Origin of the sequence: Sodalis sp. RH24 (assembly GCF_047324145.1) — a bacterium.
Classification (GTDB): Bacteria; Pseudomonadota; Gammaproteobacteria; order Enterobacterales; family Enterobacteriaceae; genus Acerihabitans.
Genome location: NZ_CP178729.1, coordinates 4,369,194 through 4,387,348, shown reverse-complemented (window position 1 = coordinate 4,387,348; position 18,155 = coordinate 4,369,194). Strand labels below are relative to the sequence as shown.

Sequence of the window (18,155 nt, the reverse complement as noted above, 5' to 3'; positions counted from 1 at the left end):
CGCGCATGCCTTAGCGGATGCGCAGCTGCCCGGCGAAAGTTCGCAACAATAAATCGATCTTGGGGGTCAGTTGCTTATTTTTCGGCCAGGTAATATGCAAAGGCAGGCCGTCGACCACGGCCTCGGGCAGGACAGGCACCAGTTTGCCCTCATCAAGGCTTTTGCTCACCAGCCAGGTGGCTATTTGCGCCAGGCCGGCCCCCGCCTCGAGGGCCGCCACCTGCGCTTCGCTGTCGCTGACCATCATATGATGCGCGATCTCAAGCCCCCTGGTCCGCCCCCCCTCCGCCGGCAATAACCAGCGCGCCCCCGCGCCATCGCTTTTACCATAGACCACGCAATCATGATCGCTTAACGCCTTCACGGTGAGCGGTACGCCCCGGGATTTCAGATAAGCGGGCGCGGCGCAGAAAATCAGGCGTTCGGTGCCCAGGTAGCGGGAGCCGATCGCCGGCGGCAAATCGCCAACGCCGCCGATACGCACCGCGACATCCACGCCCTCGTCAACCAAATCGACAAAACGATCGGTAAAGGTGATATGGGGCCGCAGATGGGTATGCCGCCGGAAAAACGCGATCAATATCGGCATCACGATAAGGCGGCCGAACGAGGCCGGCAGATCGATACGCAGCCGGCCCATGGGCGTATGGGCATGGGACGCCAATACCGCCTGGGCATCGGCCAGGTCGTTCAATACCCGGGTACAGGTGGCGAAAAACGCCTGTCCGGCATCGGTCAGGACCAACCGGCGCGTAGTGCGCTCAAACAGCCGTGTGTCCAGGCGTTGTTCAAGGCGCGCCACGCTTTTACCCACTGCGGAACTGGTGAGGTTCAGCTGTTCGGCGGCGGCGGCGAAGCTGCCGTACCTGGCGGTGTAAACAAACGCGCTCAGGCCTTTCAGACGTTCCGTGGGATGCATATTATCAGGGATAAAAATTCTCGAATGGCAGGAAACAATAGCCGGGATAAGAATTAAATTCCAGTCTAAGCTGAAGACCTGGAATGATAATGGGAGATAAGCTATGCAACATCGTGCCTTAATCGTCGGCGTTAGCGGCATTATCGGCAGCGCGCTGGCAGTGAAATTATTGCACAGTGGGTGGCGGGTCTACGGTTTATCCCGTGGCCGCACGCCGGTGCCGGAAGGCTGCGAAGCCATCGTTGCCGACCTCACCGACGGGCAGTCCGTGGCGGCGGCGTTGAAAGATCTTGCGGTCGATCGCGTGTTTTTCACCGCCTGGTCGCGTCAGGCTACGGAAAAAGAAAATATCCGCGTGAACGGCGCCATGGTCAGTCATGTCCTGGATGCGCTGGGCGCCTCTATGGCAGGCGGCCATGCCGCGCTGGTCACCGGGCTGAAACATTACCTCGGTCCCTTTGAGGCTTATGCCACCGGCGCGGTCCCCGTCACGCCCTTTCGCGAAGAACAGGGGCGGCTGCCGGTGGACAATTTTTATTACGCCCAGGAAGATCGCCTGTTCGCCGCGGCCAAACGCCATGGCTTCACCTGGAGCGTCCATCGCCCGCATACCATCGTTGGTTATGCCATCGGCAATGCCATGAATATGGGGGTAACGCTGGCGGTTTATGCCACGCTGTGCAAATACACCGGCCAGCCGTTTATTTTCCCGGGTTCCACCATGCAATGGCACGGCCTGACCGATATGACCGATTCCCGGCTGCTGGCCAGTCACCTGGAATGGGCCGCCACCCATGACCAGGGGAAAAACCAGGATTTTAACGTCGTAAACGGCGATATCTTCCGCTGGCGGTGGATGTGGTCGCAGATAGCCGATTATTTTGGCGTGTCGCCGGCGCCGTTCCCCGGCCAGGCGTCACCGCTTGGCGAGCGCATGCAGGACGCGCCGGCGCAGTGGACGGACATTGCCGCGCGCTTTGGCCTGCGCGAGGCCAATATCGATAACCTGGTCTCCTGGTGGCATACCGACGCCGACCTCGGCCGGCCGATGGAAATCGTGACCGATATGAGCAAAAGCCGTAAGGCCGGTTTTACCGGCTACCAGGATACCCGCGACAGCTTTATCGACCTGTTTGACCGTCTGAAAGCCGAGCGTATTATCCCGGCGTAACCGCCAGATCCCGGCGGCCCGGTTATGCCAGCAGCCGGATAGGCCGGCCGGCGTGCCAGGCCAGGATATCCTCGATCATATCGCTGAAGAACACCTGGTAGCTTTCACGGGTTACGTAGCCGATATGCGGCGTCGCCAGGACATTATCCATGGCGCGAAACGGATGCGCCGCCGGCAGCGGTTCCTGGTCAAAGACATCCAGGGCCGCGCCGGCGATGCGCCGTTCGTGCAGCGCGGCAATCAGCGCCGCCTCATCAATTATCGGTCCGCGCGCGGTGTTGACCACATACGCCGTGGGTTTCATCAGCGCCAGCGATGGCGCGTCCACCATTGCGCGGGTGCGCCCGCTCAATACCAGATGGACGGATAAGACATCCGCCTGTGCAAACAGCGTTGCTTTATCAACATAGGTCACACCTGATTCGGCCGCCCGCTCAGCCGTCAGGTTTTCACTCCAGGCGATAGTCTCCATGCCGAAGGCCTGCGCATAGCGGGCCACCTTCCGGCCTATCTTGCCCAACCCCAGGATACCGAGCGTGCGGCCGTGCAGGCTGGTGCCCAGCCCCTGCTGCCAGCCGCCCGACCTCAACGCAGTCGCCTCCGCCAGCAGGTTGCGGGTAAGCGCCATAATCAACGCCCAGGTCAGTTCGGGGGCGGCATAGGGATTGCCGTCGGTGCCGGCGACGCTGATGCCCAGCTCTCCGGCGGCGGCAATATCAATCGCGGCATTTTTCATGCCGCTGGTCACCAGCAGCTTTAACTGCGGCAACTGCATCATGAGCGCGCGGTCAAAATGGGTCCGTTCACGCATGGCGCAGATAACGTCATAGCATTGCAGCCGTGCGGCCAACGCCGCGGTATCGGCGGGGAACTCGTGCAAAAATGTCACGTCGCCGACCGGCGTCAGCGCAGACCAGTCCACGACCTGACCGGCGACGGATTGCCAGTCGTCGATAACCGCAATACGTACAGGGGATAATTGGCTCATTTTATTCCTCGCAGTGGCACAAAGGATGGCAGGAAAATATCATCGGCTTTTCCGGCCGGTCATGCCAGCGCGAACTTACTGACGCTTTGCCGCAAACGTTGGGAATGGCCGATAAGCGCATCGGATGCTTTGGCGCACGCCAGGGTCAGCAGATTGCTTTGCGCGATTTGATCGTTGAGCTGTTTAATTTCACCGGCGATGGTATTCACCCCTTCGCTTTGCGACGCGGCATTGCGCTGCAGTTCATCCAATAACAATGCCACCCCCTGCACCGCCTGGACAATATCGTGGTATACCCGGTCCAACGCTTTTACCCGGCTGAAACCGCTGTCGATGTGCCGGTGGGTGGATTGGATCAGCATATCGATATCACGCGTCGACCCGCCGCTTTTTTGCGATAACAGGCTCATTTCCCGCGCCACCACTGAAAATGTGCGGCCGTTTATCCCTGAGTGGGCCGCTTCGATGGCCGCGTTCAACGACAACAGTTTGGTTTGCATGGAGATGCCGTCGAGGAAGGTCACGATGCCGGCTATTTTTTCCGACTCCGCCACGATCTCATGCATTTTTTTATCAACCTCCGTCACCATCTCGCCACAGCGCCGGGTCAACGCCTCCGCATCACTCATATGGCGTGTGGCATTACCGGCGAACTGCGCTCCGGTTTCCGCTTCCTGCGCCACATGGTTTAACCGCGCGCCGATAGTTTGAAACGCCTGGGTCTGGTACCGGTTATGCTGGCTGACGCGCTGGTTATGACTGGCGATGTCGCCGGCGCCCTGCATCACCAGGGAAGATATTTCATTGATTTCATTGACGATATGTTGCAAGCCCAGTTGCATCTGGCCGATACCTTGATTCAGATCCACGATCTCCCGCGACTGCCAGCGGGAGGCCGTCATAGGTTCGCTGAGGTTGCCGGTGGCAATCTGCGCCATATGGCGCAGGGCGTGGTCGAGAGGCATGATAACGGCATAGGACAGGGCCAGGCCGGCTAGCGCCAGCAAACCTGCCAGCAACACCGAGATACCTAGCGACAGGCTGCGACCGGTGGTCAGCGAGGACAATATCGCTTGGTTAAAGCGCCCGGCTTCGGCGGTATCCTGGCTTAGCCGCTGATAAAACGCCGTGTTGAATTGTTCCTGAAACGCCTGGATGGGCACCATGAAAAACGAATCGATATTATCCGCGCGCAGTCCCTTTAACTGCTCATTCAGCCCGTCAAACACCAGGGCGAAATTCTGGCGCAGAGCGGCGTCGTTATCCTGCGCGCCATCCAGCTTTTGATAATCGGCAAAAAAGGACTGAGCCGCTTTTAGCGCTGTGTCGGCGCTGTCGGCCAAGGCCTGCCAACTGCCGACGGAGCCGCTTTGTTTATCCTGCATAAAATAAACGCCGGCGCGATTGATATTATCGCTGGCGGTCAATAATTCTATACGGGATTTATTCATTAACGCCTGACGTTCCGTCATGGCGTGGGCGGTGGTGATATTGCTTTTCATATGGGTGACCAACTGAGAAAGCAACGCGATAGAGAGGCATTGCAACAGACAAAACAGCAACAGGAACAGGACAAACCCGCCGCGCAGGCTGGTCATCCATTGCGGCGCGTCGATGCGCGGTAATCGCCATCTGCGGCCCTTGAAACCACCTTGACCAATAACCAACATGATTTTATCCATCATAAATAAAATGCAGTATTCGACGGCTTGATGTCAGTGATGTTACAGCGGGGCAATCGGGGCGGTAAAAAACCGTATCCCCGGCGCTAAGTCAAATAAGCGGCAGGATATGCGGCATGGATAACGCAATGGATAATGCAATAGGACGGTCTTGATCCGCGGCGTTCGCAACGCGCGCGCCGGGGGTTAAGGGGCGAAGAGAGGGGAGATCGTCTGGCGGCGGGACGGTGGGCGCCTAGCGGCGGCCGACACTTTTCCGGCAGCCACCAGGCGTTATTCAAAAAGGATTGACGTTAAAATGTTTCCCAATTTTCGTTAAGTTTTTCCCGGCCAGCCGGCGTTTTTAATCCGTCCTTTGGCGCCGCGGCGGAAGACGATATCGAAGTATCCGTTTTCAGCAATCGCCCCGCCGCCGGCAATTGAAATACCGACACGGTTTCCGTCAGCAAACGGGCCTGCTCTTCCAACGATGCCGCCGCCGCCGCGGATTCCTGCACCAGCGCCGCGTTTTGCTGGGTTACCCCGTCCATTTCCGCCACCGCGGTGCTGACCTGGCTGATGCCCCGGCTCTGTTCTTCCGAGGCCGAGGAGATCTCGCTCATTAAATCCGTCACGCGGTTTACCGCCTGCACAATACTGTGCATGGTCTCGCCGGCGCGCGAGGCTTGCACGGACCCCGTGCTTACCCGTTCAACCGACTCCGCAATCAGCCCTTCAATTTCTTTCGCCGCCTGGGCGCTACGTTGGGCCAGACTGCGCACTTCGCCCGCCACCACGGCGAATCCACGACCCTGTTCCCCCGCCCTGGCCGCCTCCACCGCGGCGTTTAACGCCAGGATATTCGTCTGGAAGGCAATGCCGTTGATGACGCCGGTGATATCGGCAATTTTTTTCGAACTGGTGGTGATGCTGCTCATCGTGGCCACCACCTCATCGACGATTTCGCCGCCTTTTTTAGCGGTATTGGAAGCATCCTGTACCATTTTATTGGCCTGGAACACATTTTCCGTATTTTGCTTAACCGTCGCGCTTAGCTGCTCCATGCTCGCGGCACTCTCTTCCAGGGCCGCCGCCTGTTGCTCGGTGCGCGAGGAAAGATCGGTATTGCCCCGGCTGATTTCCCCCGCGCCCTGGTAAATGGAGGCGGAACCGTCGCGAATGGCGGAGACCGTGCGGATCAGGTTCTGTTGCATTTCCTGCAAATAGGGGAATAGCAGGCCCACATTGTTACGGCCGAACACGGCGATGGTATCGCCCAAATGTCCGCCGGAAAGGGTGTGCAGCTGTACTTTAAACCGTTCCAGCGGCTTAATCATGCAGTTGACAAGATAGCGGTCGGTCAGGACCAGGATGATAAGTCCGGCCACGATGGCCGCAATCAATATTTTTTTGCACCAATCGACCACCACCGCCACCTGCAGCGCGCCTGCCTGCGACATGGCCTCGCTTTTGAATTTTTCCGCCGCCGCGCCGAAAGCCTGGCTGAACGGCGGTGATTGCGTCCGGTATATGCGGCGGTATTCATCCATATTTTTCGCCTGGGCCGCCTGCAATAAAGGCTCCATTCCCTGATTAATAAGCTTGGTCCAGCTGCTGATGATGTTTTCAGTTACCGCGGGGTCAATAGAGGGATGTTGCCGCGCTTTGAACTCATCAAGCGCCGCTTTGGTGCTCTGCATGGCGGTAATAGCCGTCGCCAGTACCTTATCGGCATCCCCTATTTCGCCAGTCTGGACATAATCCATGGCCCGCGACAGGCGCGTAACGGTGCGAAAATACTGGTCGTTGCCGTGGGTGACAATATCAATGTCTTTCTTCTGATCTTCACTGACTGCTAATAGATGGTTTACCTGATTCAGCGAGGACAGGGTAAATGCGGAAACCCCACCCCACAGTACCATAAAAAAACCAAGTGTTATTAAGAGTATAACTCGAATACTGGTATTTTTTAGAACACGCATAGGTACTGCTCCTGTTAATTATTTCTATGCTGGCTTGTGCGCATATGTTTGGCATGCATGGAGGATGGGGGAAGCGTAAGAACATTTATTGCACCATTCATGCCCAGCCCAAACTGGAAATGATTTTTGCGCGCCGATCTGTCCGTTTAATGAAATCAAATATTGTCCACACCCTGTGAAACGACTTATCTGAGATACAATGGTTATCGGCAAACGTTAACAAAGCTTGATAGAAGATGAAGAAAAAAAGATCAAAAACAGACAGTTAGCTAGGCGTGTACTCGGCTGTTAATAAATAAGGGTTTTAGGGGTTTTTTTCCCCTTTAATTTCACGAAAAAAATATACGTATTATCTTATATGAGCCGCTAATGGGCGGCGGCATTGGGCATATTCAGCGCAAATACCGCCAATGTAATCCCGGTATAATTTGCCGGTGATGATCCTTACAGCATAACGCCCGCCCGGTCCGAACGGTTTGCGTTAGTGAAAAAAACCTCGCCCTTTTCACGGTCGCTGTCGCTACCCGCATCGGCAAACAGCGTTACCACCTGTTGATCGGGACCCAGCGTTTGCGCCAGGCGGCAAGCGCTCTTCCAGTTAGCCGCCGATGAGGCGCCGATGCGTATGCCGGTCAGGTGATAAAATTCATACATTGCCGCCAGCGACTCTTGCCAGCCAATCAGGCTAAACGGCAGCACGTCGAGCTGCATGCGGCTGATAAACGGCTGGCGGAAACCAAAGCCCATGCCGCCGGCACCGGCAAATTTATCCCGGCCGTTAGGCGGAGCCAGGGTGCCGAAAGGCAATTCCCTTGGCGTGGTGCCCTGCACTTTTAGCGCCGGATTATCCTGCGCCAGCGCGGCGTATACCCCGGATAAGGTCCCGCCGGTGCCCACCGCCGCCACCCAGCCGCCGGCCTTGTCGCCGCGCAGCTGACGGCGGATTTCCTGGCCGGTGCCGTGTTGATGTACGGCGACATTCACCAGGTTCCGGTGTTGGGCAAGCAGGGTCCAGCCGGGGTCCGCCAGCGCAATTTCCTCGGCGCGGGCCATTAATCCCAGCAGGAAATACCGGGAGTCCACCAGGGTCAGCCCGGCGTTGGCTTCCCGCAAGGCCTTAACCAATACCTCCGGCGAGGAGTCCGGGATAACCAAATGCACGGCGATATCGCACATATTGCCCAGCATCGCCAGCGCGCGGCCCATATTACCGCCGGAAGCATCAAGCAGCTTCAGCGGTCCCTGGTGAAAATCGTGCTTGTTTACCGCCTCGCAGAACATGCCAAACGCGGTGCGGTCCTTGACCGATCCGAAGGGATTTTCAAACTCCAGCTTCGCCATTATGCTGGCGCCGCCCTCAGGACCGGGTACCGGCATCAACGTGGTATTGCCCAAGGCTGCATGAAAAGAGGACAGTTGGGGAAACATATCCAGTGCCTTAGAGGGATCCGGCGCACGATCAATATCGTTGAATAATTCCAGGTTCATCATCGTTCCTTGAAAGAATCTATTATGCGGGAGCATAATTATCCTATGATTAACATCATGATCAATAAAGAATTATTCAATAAGTTATTTTTCTCAGCTCCACTTTGCCGCCTGGTTATTTCATATAAAAGCGGCCAATATCGTCTCTGTCTGGCGCGACGCTGGCTATTTTATCTCAGTAAGAATGCTCTTTATAAATATGTCGGATATGGCATTATTGTATTTATCGCCAAAGGTATTCTCCCATAGGCAGGTCAAACTATCCCGGGTCGCATTCATTACCGATAATATTTTTTGTCGATCCGCGCTGGGGCCGGCGTTAAGCTTATAATCCACCGCATATTGGCGACAAAATGCAAAAGCGACCTGGGCGTATTGGTCAAAAAAAAACCTCAGGTGGCCGAGCGCCACTAAATTGGCCTTCGAATGGCAAATGCCCATGGCATTTGATACGCCATACGATAATGCATGGACCGCGCCTAACGATCCGCCAAGTAATGAAAAAGCGCTGGTATAATTGGCATAATAAGCTAATTGGCACCATTTGCTATCCTGCGGATGGTAGCCGCTTTTGATGATTTCATTAAAGATCGAAATGACGTTACGGCAGGCGGTGCGCGACGCATGCGACCCTTTAATACCCTCCAGGCATTCCATGGCATGAATGTAGCCGTTCAGCAGCACGGGGATGCCGGTTTCCGCGCTTACCGAGGCAAAGAAGCGGGGATCCACCAGCGCGACTTCCGGCCTGAGGTAAGGTGAAGTCAGGTTCTGCTTGTAGCCGTCGCCGCTTAATACCGCGGATGCGCTAAATTCTGCCGCCGTGCCGGGTATCGTGGGGGCGACAATAATCGGCAATCCTGGACGGATAACCGTATCCTGGTCGCACAGCTTTTCCACATCTCCGCCGTTGGTTAATGTTATGGCGATGGCCTTGCCGAGATCCATGGTTGAGCCGCCGCCAACGGCAATGATATTTTCGGTTCGTGGATAATTATTTACCGCTGCATTCACATCTTCCATGGTCGGTTCCCTGGTCACCAACAGGATATTCTTTCGTTTTAGCAGGCTGATGGTTTCTTTAATAATTTCATGGTTAACAACATTTACGTCAATTAATATTAAAGCATTATTTATGATATTTTTAGAAAAGTAAGTCTGTAGCATACCGGCGGACATTAATACATTTGTGGTAATATTCAGATTCATTACACACCTCTTCACCTATGACAATGAGTGTACTTACCATTTCTCAATTATATTTATTCCTTATTCTACCGTTTGTTTTTAAAACCCATGGGCAATAAACTCTACTCTTATAAATATTTTTTTATTTTAATTAGTTCATTACGAGTTAATCGGCACGACATAAAATTAATGATCGTGGCGGTGATGGGCGTCGGGGAAATGCGGATGGGAATGGGCCATGGGGTCATGTCGATGCCAATGCCGGTGAACGGTTCCCGGTGCCGGCGTTTCCTCATGCGAATGTTGATGATGCTCATCATGGCGGTGTTCATGATCGTGCGCCATGGGCGCGTGGACATGAGGATGCTGATGACGCTCGGTAAGGTGCAACCCGATGCCCAACGCCATCAGCGCCCCGGCGGCAAGCATTTGCAGCGTCAGCGTATCGCCGAGGACGACGGCCAGCGCGGCGCCGAAAAACGGCGCCACGGAAAAATACGCGCCGGTGCGGGCGGTGCCGAGCTGGCGCAGGCCGACCACAAACAGCGCCAGGCTGACGCCGTAGGCCAGGAACCCGAGCGTCAGGGCCCCTGCCGCCTCGGGCCAGCTGGGGAAGGCCACGCCGGCGGCAAAGGCCAGCGACAGATTCACCAGACCTGCCGCCAACCCTTTTACGGCGGCGATCCAGGTCGCGTCGGTTAAAGAAACCTTGCGGGTAAGGTTATTATCGATACCCCAGGCGAAACACGCGCCCAAAATGGCAAGCGCAGGCCACAGACCGGCAAATCGGGCCTCGCCCGGCCAGCTCAGCAGCACGGCGCCGGCCACGATCGCCGCCATGCCCAATGCAATGCGGCGATCGACATTCTCTTTAAAGGCAAACCATGCCAGCAATGAGGTGAAGACCCCCTCGGCATTGATCAGCAGGGACGCGCCCGAGGCGGGCATGGCGGCAAGCCCCAGCATCAGCAACACCGGGCCGATAACGCCGCCGGTGATAATGGCGCCGGCAAACCACGGCACTTCCGCCCGCGGCAAACTGATCCTGGGGGCGCGCCTGATAAACCGGTACAGCGTCAGCCCCAGCCCGGAACCCAGGTAAAGCAATCCCGCCAGCAGCCAGGGGTTGACGCTGGTTAACAGCAATTTCGCCAGGGGCGTTCCCGCGCCGAATAATATCGCGGCACCCAGCGCCGCCAGTACGCCGGGATGGCGCAGCCCATTTTGCATCATGACCCCAACCTATGGGTGATGGCGATGGATAAGCCACACGCCGAATAAAATAAACGCCACGCCCAGGGTCTTGGCCGCGCTGGCCGCTTCGTTAAACATCGGCAGCGCGATCGCGGCGCAATAGACCAGGGCGTAACTGATGCTGAGCAGGGGATAGGCCAGGCTGAGCGGCAGATAGAGCAAAGCGCAGAACCAGCATAACATCGACAGGATGTAACCCAGCACACCCACCGCCACCGCCAGCAGAGGTATACCGTAATGGATGGCGAAGGCCGGCGTCAATGCCTTTAGCGACAACAGCGGGATCTGCTGCATCCCCCACTTCATCAGCAGTTGCGCCAGGGTGACCAGCAGCACGCTGGTCGCCGCCCAGAGATAACCCTTCATGGATTCAGACCCATCAGCACGATGCCGACCATAATGGCCGCCACGCCCCACCAGTGGCGGGACGTGGCGCGCTCATGGAAGATGCCCTGCGCGGCCAGCGTGACCAGCACAAAATTCAGGCTCAGCACAGGATACGCCACGCTCAGCGGCAGGCGTTGCAAAACGCCAAGCCAGAACAGCAGCGCCACCCCCAGCAAAACCAGCGCCCCCGCCAGCCAGCCCAAGGTTGCCGTGCGCCGGTTTTGCCGCGGCGGGCATTGCTGCCAGCGCACCGCGGCCTGTTTCTGACATAACTGCCCCGCGCAGGTGAGAACGCTGACCAGAAGTATCAGCAGATATCCGCTCATGGTCGTTGCCGGTACAGCACCAATGCCAGATGGGAGCTGCGTTGCATGGCATCGGGCGCGGGCAGGTAAACCGGCAGCCGGTTGTCGTCGGGCAGGCGGAGGAGAAGCGCCACATCCCCTTGCCTGCGCGCTGTTGCCAGCCAGCCGGGGAAATCCTGCTCGCTGATAAAACGCCCGCGCGCGTCGGGATAAGATAACCCATAGGTCAACTCGCCGCGCTCACGAAACATTTTCACGTCATCGCGCCTGAGCTCCCAGGCTATGGCGGTCGCCAGGCCCACGCTGTTGCTCAGCACGTATTGGCTGTGGCGCAGCACGCCGGCATTGGCGCGTATAATGTGCTGCGGCAGCTTATTGTCGATCACCCGCTGGGGAATGGCATGGCCCACCACCAGGCTGAACAGGACGGGACAGGCCGCGGCCCAGGCCCAGCGCCGCCCACCCTGGCGCCAGGACACAGCGGCAAAGAGAGCCCAGCCGGCGAATCCCAGCAGGCTTAGCGCCACCTTGGGCCATTCATCGTGGCCTAATATAATCACCTGCGGCAGCAGCCCGGCGCCCAGCGCCGCGATAGCCGCCATGCCCAACAGACCGAAGGCGCCGTTGATCACCGCGTTAAGGCGGAAAACCCGCACGCGGCGGGATGCGATGCAATCTTGCGCATATGCGGCCATCAGCAGGCTCAGCGGCGCCATGCACGGCAAAATATAGGTGAGCAGCTTGCCTTTGGCGAGACTGAAAAACACCAGCGGCATCAGCATCCAGCACAGCAGGAAAAACAGCTCCGGCCGCGTCGCCCGCTCACGCCAGCCCTTGAGCAGAGATCCCGGCAGCAGCGCCAGCCAGGGCAATGATCCCGCGATGATAACCGGCAGGTAGTACCATACCGGCGCTTTATGCTGCGCGTCGTCATCGGCAAAACGCTGGATATGCTCAATCCAGAAAAAATAGTGCCAGTAATCCGGCTCACGCCGGGCAACGGCCAACGCCCAGGGCAGGCTCAGCGCCACCGCGGCCAGTACCGCCACCGGGCCGAAGATCAGCAGATCTTTCAGCCGGCGCCGCTGGATGGCGACGGGCAGCGCGGCAATCACCGGCACCGCCAGCGCCAGGAAACCCTTGGTCATAAAACCCAAACCGCAGGTAATCCCCAGCAGGATATAGGCGCCCAGCTTATCGCGCGCGCCGGTAGCGTTGATCGCCAGATAAAAACTGACCATCGACGCCGTCAGCCACAGCGACACCATGGGATCAAGCACGCTGTAGGTGCCGACGCCGAATACCAGCAACATCGAAAGGAATATCAGCGCGGCCAGGCACGCGGTGCGGCGCGCTTGCCACATCATCATGGCCAGCACATACACCAGCAGCGCGCTGGCGCCGGTGCTCAACACCACACCGAAACGTACGGCGAAATTAGAATCGCCGAGCAGCCATTGGCTGATATTGTTAATCCAGTAACCCAGTACCGGCTTTTCAAAATAACGCACGCCCAGCAGATTAGGCACAATCCAGTCGCCGCGCAGCAGCATTTCGCGGCTGGTCTCGGCATAGCGGATTTCATCGGGCTGCCATAACAAACGGCTGTTCAAAGGCAGCAGATAGACCAGCGCATAAAACAGCGCCAGTATCGCCGCCCAGTAATGTTTAATTAATTTCATGGCGGTGAATTTGCCGGGGCCTGGCAACACAGCCAGCCTTCCCGTCCGGGAAAAGGGGAACGGACGACACGCCCCACCGGCACCGTGGAGACGTCGGCCGGCAACAGGTCGGGCAACGGGCAAAAGGTGATGCCCTGCTGCTGCGCGCGTTGTAATAATTGCTCGAATAACGCCGACTGCGATCGCCCTTCCACTTCACTATGGATGGTGTAGACCGGCACACCGCTATCCCGGGCGATCTGCCCGAGGATATAATCGTTGAAATTTTCCAGACGCGCCTCTTTGCCGATGACTTCGTCAAAGGTAGGCAAGGTGACGGGAATCTGTACCGCGCCGATACGGTTATCGCTTAATAGCGGCCGGAAAGGATGGCGGCCGCGGCAGTCGCTATTGTAGTAAAAACCGAAATTCTCCTTCGCCGCCAATACGCGCGTATCGGCGCGCCAGCCCGCCGCGGCGGAGCACGTTACCGGCCGCCCGATGCTCGTCTCCAGCGCCTCCACGCCCAGCCGGATCTGCCGCTCCAGCTCGGCGTCAGGCCAACGCCCGGCCTTGGCCTGCCATCCCTGGTGATCCCAGGCATGAAGGCCGACGTCATGTCCCGCCATCAAGGTCTGTTTCATTAACGGTCCCTGGGACGGGGTAATGCATCTGCCCGGCCAGGCGGTGCCGGCCAGCAGGATATCCCAGCCATAAAGGGAAGCCGCCTGGGAACGCAGCATCTTCCATAAAAAACGCGGGCGCAGCAGGCGCCATAAATGGCGCCCCATGTTATCCGGGCCGACGCTGAAAAAAAAGCTGGCCTTGATATCATACTTTTCAAACAGTTCCAGCAAACGCGGCACCCCATCACGGGTGCCGGTGAAGGTATCCACATCAACCCGCAGGCCGACCTGCCTCACGCGTCCACGCCTTCTTTAACCGTGCTGCGCAGGAAGAAATCCAGCGTCTGGTCAACGGTGCGCCGCATCTCGACGGTCGGCTGCCAGTTCAGTAAGCGGCGGGCGTTTTCAATGCTCGGTTTGCGATGTTCGACGTCCTGATAGCCGTTGCCGTAATAACTTTTGCTTTCGATATCCTTAAAGCCGGCAAACGGCGGGAAATGATGGCGCAGCGGATGGTTTTCAAAACTGTCCAGCAGCATTTGCGCCAGTTCACGGATGCTGGCCTCGTTGCCGGGGTTGCCGATGTTGATGATCTGGCCGTCGCAGCGGGCGTCGCGATTTTCGATAATGCGAAACAGTGCCTCGATGCCGTCGCTGATATCGGTGAAACAGCGTTTTTGCTCGCCGCCGTCCACCAGCTGTATCGGCGATCCCTCCACCAGATTCAGGATCAATTGGGTAATGGCGCGCGAACTGCCGATTCGCGCGGCATCCAGGTTATCCAGGCGCGGCCCCATCCAGTTAAACGGCCGGAACAGGGTGAACTTCAGCGTCTCTTTGGCGCCGTAGGCCCAAATGACCCGATCCAGCAATTGCTTGGATACCGAATAAATCCAGCGCTGTTTATTGATCGGGCCGACGATGAGCCGGGAGCGATCCTCGTCGAATTCCTTATCATCGCACATGCCGTAGACCTCGGAGGTGGAGGGGAAAATAATGCGCTTACGGTATTTCACGCAGTCGCGCACTATTTTCAGGTTTTCCTCGAAGTCCAGTTCAAATACGCGCAGCGGATTGCGGGTATATTCGATAGGCGTAGCGATGGCGACCAGGGGCAGCACCACGTCGCATTTCTTGATGTGGTACTCCACCCATTCCGAGTGGATGCTGATATCCCCTTCCACGAAGTGGAAACGCGGGTTCGTCATAAAACGGCCGACGGCGTCCGAACTGATATCCAGGCCATAGACTTCATAGCCGTCCTCACGCAACAGGCGTTCAGTCAGATGGTTGCCGATAAATCCGTTTACGCCGAGGATCAGGACGCGGGTCCGGCGCCGCTGCGCGGGGCTGGGTTTAGCCGCCAGCCGCACGCCGGCCATCATGCCCATCTCCCGCGCCAGCCGGCTGCCCTGCAAAAATAAACCGGCTTCGCTCTGCCCGGTGATAATCTCCAGCGCGCCGTCGCCGCAGGCAATGGTCAGCGGTTCGGTGGCCAGCACGGTACCCGGCTGTTTATCATGCCGGATATCCCGGGCGCGCGCGTTCCAGACGATAAGCTTGCGCTGGCCCAAATAGCTGAAGGCGCCTGGATAGGGTTCCGTTACGGCGCGCACCAGGTTGGCGATATCGTGCGCGCAATGATGCCAGTAAATCTCACCGTCGGCGGCGGTGCGGCGGCCAAAGTGGCTGGCTTCTTTTTCATTTTGCGGCGTCAGGCTAAGGGTGCCCGCCTTCAGCGGCGGCAATAAATCGCGCAACAGTCGTTCCGCCGCGTCGCTGAGTTTGGCATGCAGCGTTAACGCGGTATCGTCCGGGGCGATATCAACGGCGGCTTGCCCGGCAATATCCCCGGCGTCCGCACGCTTGACCATGCGATGCAGCGTAACGCCGGTCTGTTTTTCACCCTTGACCAGCGCCCAGTTCACCGGCGCGCGGCCGCGATAACGCGGCAACAGCGACCCATGCAGGTTAAAGCCGCCCCGGGGCGCCAGCGATAAAATATCCTCGCACAGCAGCTGACGATAATAAAACGAGAAGATAATCTCGGGTTTCAGGTTGCGGATAGTCTCAACCCAGAGCGGATGGTTGACATCGTCCGGCGCGTAAACCGGCAGCTCGAGACTCGCGCCCAGCCGCGCCACCGAGGGGAAAAACCTGTTTTCGTCCGGGGCGTCGGTATGGGTGAACACGGCCTGTATGTCATAGCCGGCTGCCACCAAGGCTTTTAAACCGATACAACCAATATCATGGTAGGCAAATACAATAGCTTTCATCATTCTTCTTCCTGGGTAGTCGAGGACGGCCGGGCGCCGATCACCTGCTGCACGAAATAACGGGGTCTGGCGCGGACATCGTTGTAAATGCGGCCGATATATTCGCCCAGCAGCCCCATGCCGACGAACTGCGCGCCAATAAAGGTAAAAAGCACCGCGAACAGGGTAAAAACCCCCTCGGCCGCCCACGTGGGCCCAAGGAGCAGGCGCAGGGCGATCAGGATGATCGAGAGGGTGAACCCGGAAATGGCGATAATGCTGCCGACCACGCTTAACAGGCGCAGCGGCGTGGTGGTCAGGCAGGTCACCAGGTCGTACATCAAATTGATTAACTTCATCAGGCTGTATTTGGAATCGCCGAACTCGCGCTCGGCGTGCGCCACTTCAATCTCGATGGTGCGCCGGGCAAAAGAATTGGCCAGGATGGGAATAAATGTGCTGCGCTCATGGCAGTGCAGCATCGCTTCCACCACCTGGCGGCGGTAGGCGCGCAGCATGCAGCCGTAATCGCCCATCGCCTTGCCGGTGGCGCGCTGGATAAGACGGTTAATCATGCGCGAGGCGCATTTGCGGAACCAGGAATCCTGGCGCCTGGCCCGCACCGTTCCCACCACGTCATAGCCTTGTTCCGCCACGCTCACAAGCCTTGGGATCTCCTCCGGCGGATTTTGCAAATCGGCATCAAGGGTAATGACCAAATCGCCGCTGGCCTGGATAAAACCAGCCATGATGGCGGAATGCTGGCCGTAATTGCGATTGAGCATTACGGCGACGATATGGTTTTCCGGCGTCTGCGCCGCCGCCGTCATCAGCTCGATCGAATCGTCGCTGCTGCCGTCGTCCACCAGGATAATTTCATAGGATTGGGTTAACCGCCCGCAGGCGTCGACGGTACGCGTAATTAACGCCGGCAGGCTTTCCTGCTCATTAAATACGGGAATAACCACCGAGACCTTAGTAATAGGTTCAACGCGCGACAATGTTCAGCTCCAACACAGAAAACAAGGCGGCAACCACCCGATCGACATCGCTGTCGGCCATATCCGGAAACAGCGGCAGGGTACACAGACGGGCTGAATTCCATTCGGTCGCCGGCAAGGACACCTGTGGATAACGATCACGGTAATATTTTTGCGTATGCGCGGCGCGGAAATGCAGGCCGGTGCCGATGCCCTTCGCCTGTAAACGGTTCATCAGTTCATCGCGGTCCAGCCCGCAGCGCTCGGGATCGATACGCACCATAAACAGATGCCAGGCATGCTGATGATCGTAGGCCGGCAACCCGAGCGGCAGAAACGGGGAACCCGCCAGAGCGTGGAGATAGCGCCCGGCAAGAGACCTGCGGCGCGCGTTTAACGCCGGCAGGCGGGCCAGTTGCACCACGGCGATGGCCGCATGGATATCGGAGAGGTTATATTTGTACCCCGGCTCCACCACTTCGGCCTGCGGCTTGCGCCCCTGCTGACGGCGATCGAAGGCGTCGGCGCCCAGGCCGTGAAATTTCAGCCGCCGCACGCGCTCCGCCAGGGCATCGTCGTCGGTGCCGACCAGGCCGCCTTCGGCGCAGGTCATGTTTTTAATGGCGTGGAAAGAAAAAATCGCCGTACCCGTGGCGCCGATCCAGCGCCCTTTATAACGGGTGCCCACCGCATGGGCCGCATCTTCGATTAAAGGTATGGCGTGGCGGCGAGCCACGGCGCGCAGCGCATCCAAATCCAGCGGCGCGCCGGCGTAGTGCACCGGCACGATGGCCCTGGTGCGCGGGGTAATAGCCGCCTCCACCGCCGCCGCCGTGACCATCAGCGTGTCGCGCTCGACATCGACCATCACCGGACGCGCGCCCAGCAGCTCGATCATGTTCAGCGTGGAAACCCAGGTCTGGGAAGGGGTAATGACTTCATCACCGGGGCCGATGCCCAGCGCCGCAAGGACCAGATGCATGCCGGCGGTGGCGGAGCATACCGCTATGGCGTGTTTACAGCCGAAAGCGGCGCAAAAGTCCGCCTCCAGCCGCTGATTTTGTGGTCCGGTGGTGATCCAGCCGGAGCGGAGAACGTCGCCCACGGCCGCAATTTCGTCCTCACCAATGGAGGGACGGGAAAAAGGTAATAGTTGATCCATAAATAAAATCGAATCCAAAAATGCATTTTGAAAGTACTATACCGACCAATAATTAAACGAAGATTAAATTTAAAAAAGAAAGCCTGATTTAATATTGCCGCCGTAGCCATGGCAAAGAACAAGGCAAC

Annotated in this window: 15 protein-coding genes; 1 reads left to right on the top strand and 14 read right to left on the bottom strand. The window is 57.9% G+C overall.

What is annotated here, in order from left to right; genetic code table 11:
* Positions 1 to 10: 10 nt before the first annotated feature.
* Positions 11 to 919 carry a LysR substrate-binding domain-containing protein gene (locus ACL2XG_RS19940; protein ID WP_410013496.1) on the bottom strand — a complete coding sequence of 303 codons (909 nt, stop codon included), beginning with the start codon at positions 917 to 919 and terminating at the stop codon, positions 11 to 13.
* Positions 920 to 1,022: 103 nt separating this feature from the next.
* Here ACL2XG_RS19940 and ACL2XG_RS19935 point away from each other — a divergent pair, with 103 nt between their 5' ends.
* Positions 1,023 to 2,090, top strand: a complete 1,068-nt coding sequence (locus ACL2XG_RS19935) for an SDR family oxidoreductase (RefSeq protein ID WP_413721465.1) — start codon at positions 1,023 to 1,025, stop codon at positions 2,088 to 2,090.
* 22 nt (positions 2,091 to 2,112) lie between these two features.
* Here ACL2XG_RS19935 and ACL2XG_RS19930 read toward each other — a convergent pair whose 3' ends face one another.
* From ACL2XG_RS19930 to arnB, 13 genes are all read right to left on the bottom strand, one after another.
* Positions 2,113 to 3,078 (bottom strand): D-2-hydroxyacid dehydrogenase family protein, encoded by a 966-nt coding sequence (locus ACL2XG_RS19930; protein ID WP_413721466.1) that lies wholly within the window; start codon positions 3,076 to 3,078, stop codon positions 2,113 to 2,115.
* 59 nt (positions 3,079 to 3,137) lie between these two features.
* Positions 3,138 to 4,748, bottom strand: a complete 1,611-nt coding sequence (locus tag ACL2XG_RS19925) for a methyl-accepting chemotaxis protein (RefSeq protein WP_413721467.1) — start codon at positions 4,746 to 4,748, stop codon at positions 3,138 to 3,140.
* Between the two features lie 305 nt (positions 4,749 to 5,053).
* Complete coding sequence (locus ACL2XG_RS19920; protein ID WP_413721468.1) at positions 5,054 to 6,721, bottom strand: methyl-accepting chemotaxis protein; 1,668 nt, start codon at positions 6,719 to 6,721, stop codon at positions 5,054 to 5,056.
* A gap of 444 nt (positions 6,722 to 7,165) precedes the next feature.
* A complete protein-coding gene (locus ACL2XG_RS19915; RefSeq protein WP_413721469.1) occupies positions 7,166 to 8,212 on the bottom strand; it encodes a pyridoxal-phosphate dependent enzyme in 1,047 nt (348 codons plus the stop codon).
* 162 nt (positions 8,213 to 8,374) lie between these two features.
* Complete coding sequence (locus ACL2XG_RS19910; RefSeq protein ID WP_410013490.1) at positions 8,375 to 9,418, bottom strand: iron-containing alcohol dehydrogenase; 1,044 nt, start codon at positions 9,416 to 9,418, stop codon at positions 8,375 to 8,377.
* A 165-nt stretch (positions 9,419 to 9,583) separates the two neighbouring features.
* Complete coding sequence (locus ACL2XG_RS19905; RefSeq protein WP_413721470.1) at positions 9,584 to 10,630, bottom strand: DMT family transporter; 1,047 nt, start codon at positions 10,628 to 10,630, stop codon at positions 9,584 to 9,586.
* 9 nt (positions 10,631 to 10,639) lie between these two features.
* Positions 10,640 to 11,017 carry a 4-amino-4-deoxy-L-arabinose-phosphoundecaprenol flippase subunit ArnF gene (gene arnF / locus ACL2XG_RS19900; protein ID WP_410013488.1) on the bottom strand — a complete coding sequence of 126 codons (378 nt, stop codon included), beginning with the start codon at positions 11,015 to 11,017 and terminating at the stop codon, positions 10,640 to 10,642.
* A complete protein-coding gene (arnE, locus tag ACL2XG_RS19895) occupies positions 11,014 to 11,364 on the bottom strand; it encodes a 4-amino-4-deoxy-L-arabinose-phosphoundecaprenol flippase subunit ArnE (RefSeq protein WP_410013487.1) in 351 nt (116 codons plus the stop codon). Before arnE ends, arnF begins: the two co-directional genes overlap by 4 nt.
* Positions 11,361 to 13,025, bottom strand: a complete 1,665-nt coding sequence (gene arnT / locus ACL2XG_RS19890) for a lipid IV(A) 4-amino-4-deoxy-L-arabinosyltransferase (RefSeq protein WP_413721471.1) — start codon at positions 13,023 to 13,025, stop codon at positions 11,361 to 11,363. Before arnT ends, arnE begins: the two co-directional genes overlap by 4 nt.
* Positions 13,022 to 13,927, bottom strand: coding sequence for a 4-deoxy-4-formamido-L-arabinose-phosphoundecaprenol deformylase (gene arnD / locus ACL2XG_RS19885; RefSeq protein WP_413721472.1), 906 nt, complete (start codon positions 13,925 to 13,927; stop codon positions 13,022 to 13,024). Before arnD ends, arnT begins: the two co-directional genes overlap by 4 nt.
* Positions 13,924 to 15,906 carry a bifunctional UDP-4-amino-4-deoxy-L-arabinose formyltransferase/UDP-glucuronic acid oxidase ArnA gene (arnA, locus tag ACL2XG_RS19880; protein ID WP_410016731.1) on the bottom strand — a complete coding sequence of 661 codons (1,983 nt, stop codon included), beginning with the start codon at positions 15,904 to 15,906 and terminating at the stop codon, positions 13,924 to 13,926. The genes arnD and arnA overlap by 4 nt, the downstream gene beginning before the upstream one ends.
* Positions 15,906 to 16,886, bottom strand: coding sequence for an undecaprenyl-phosphate 4-deoxy-4-formamido-L-arabinose transferase (gene arnC, locus ACL2XG_RS19875; RefSeq protein WP_413721473.1), 981 nt, complete (start codon positions 16,884 to 16,886; stop codon positions 15,906 to 15,908). The genes arnA and arnC overlap by 1 nt, the downstream gene beginning before the upstream one ends.
* Positions 16,873 to 18,027, bottom strand: coding sequence for a UDP-4-amino-4-deoxy-L-arabinose aminotransferase (gene arnB / locus ACL2XG_RS19870; RefSeq protein ID WP_413721474.1), 1,155 nt, complete (start codon positions 18,025 to 18,027; stop codon positions 16,873 to 16,875). The genes arnC and arnB overlap by 14 nt, the downstream gene beginning before the upstream one ends.
* Positions 18,028 to 18,155: the final 128 nt, after the last annotated feature.

What these genes read in the sequence shown, in the direction of transcription:
- ACL2XG_RS19940 (WP_410013496.1), bottom strand. Translation starts at nt 919, where the DNA reads ATGCATCCCACGGAACGTCTGAAAGGCCTGAGCGCGTTTGTTTACACC.
- ACL2XG_RS19935 (WP_413721465.1), top strand. Translation starts at nt 1,023, where the DNA reads ATGCAACATCGTGCCTTAATCGTCGGCGTTAGCGGCATTATCGGCAGC.
- ACL2XG_RS19930 (WP_413721466.1), bottom strand. Translation starts at nt 3,078, where the DNA reads ATGAGCCAATTATCCCCTGTACGTATTGCGGTTATCGACGACTGGCAA.
- ACL2XG_RS19925 (WP_413721467.1), bottom strand. Translation starts at nt 4,748, where the DNA reads ATGTTGGTTATTGGTCAAGGTGGTTTCAAGGGCCGCAGATGGCGATTA.
- ACL2XG_RS19920 (WP_413721468.1), bottom strand. Translation starts at nt 6,721, where the DNA reads ATGCGTGTTCTAAAAAATACCAGTATTCGAGTTATACTCTTAATAACA.
- ACL2XG_RS19915 (WP_413721469.1), bottom strand. Translation starts at nt 8,212, where the DNA reads ATGATGAACCTGGAATTATTCAACGATATTGATCGTGCGCCGGATCCC.
- ACL2XG_RS19910 (WP_410013490.1), bottom strand. Translation starts at nt 9,418, where the DNA reads ATGAATCTGAATATTACCACAAATGTATTAATGTCCGCCGGTATGCTA.
- ACL2XG_RS19905 (WP_413721470.1), bottom strand. Translation starts at nt 10,630, where the DNA reads ATGATGCAAAATGGGCTGCGCCATCCCGGCGTACTGGCGGCGCTGGGT.
- arnF (WP_410013488.1), bottom strand. Translation starts at nt 11,017, where the DNA reads ATGAAGGGTTATCTCTGGGCGGCGACCAGCGTGCTGCTGGTCACCCTG.
- arnE (WP_410013487.1), bottom strand. Translation starts at nt 11,364, where the DNA reads ATGAGCGGATATCTGCTGATACTTCTGGTCAGCGTTCTCACCTGCGCG.
- arnT (WP_413721471.1), bottom strand. Translation starts at nt 13,025, where the DNA reads ATGAAATTAATTAAACATTACTGGGCGGCGATACTGGCGCTGTTTTAT.
- arnA (WP_410016731.1), bottom strand. Translation starts at nt 15,906, where the DNA reads ATGAAAGCTATTGTATTTGCCTACCATGATATTGGTTGTATCGGTTTA.
- arnB (WP_413721474.1), bottom strand. Translation starts at nt 18,027, where the DNA reads ATGGATCAACTATTACCTTTTTCCCGTCCCTCCATTGGTGAGGACGAA.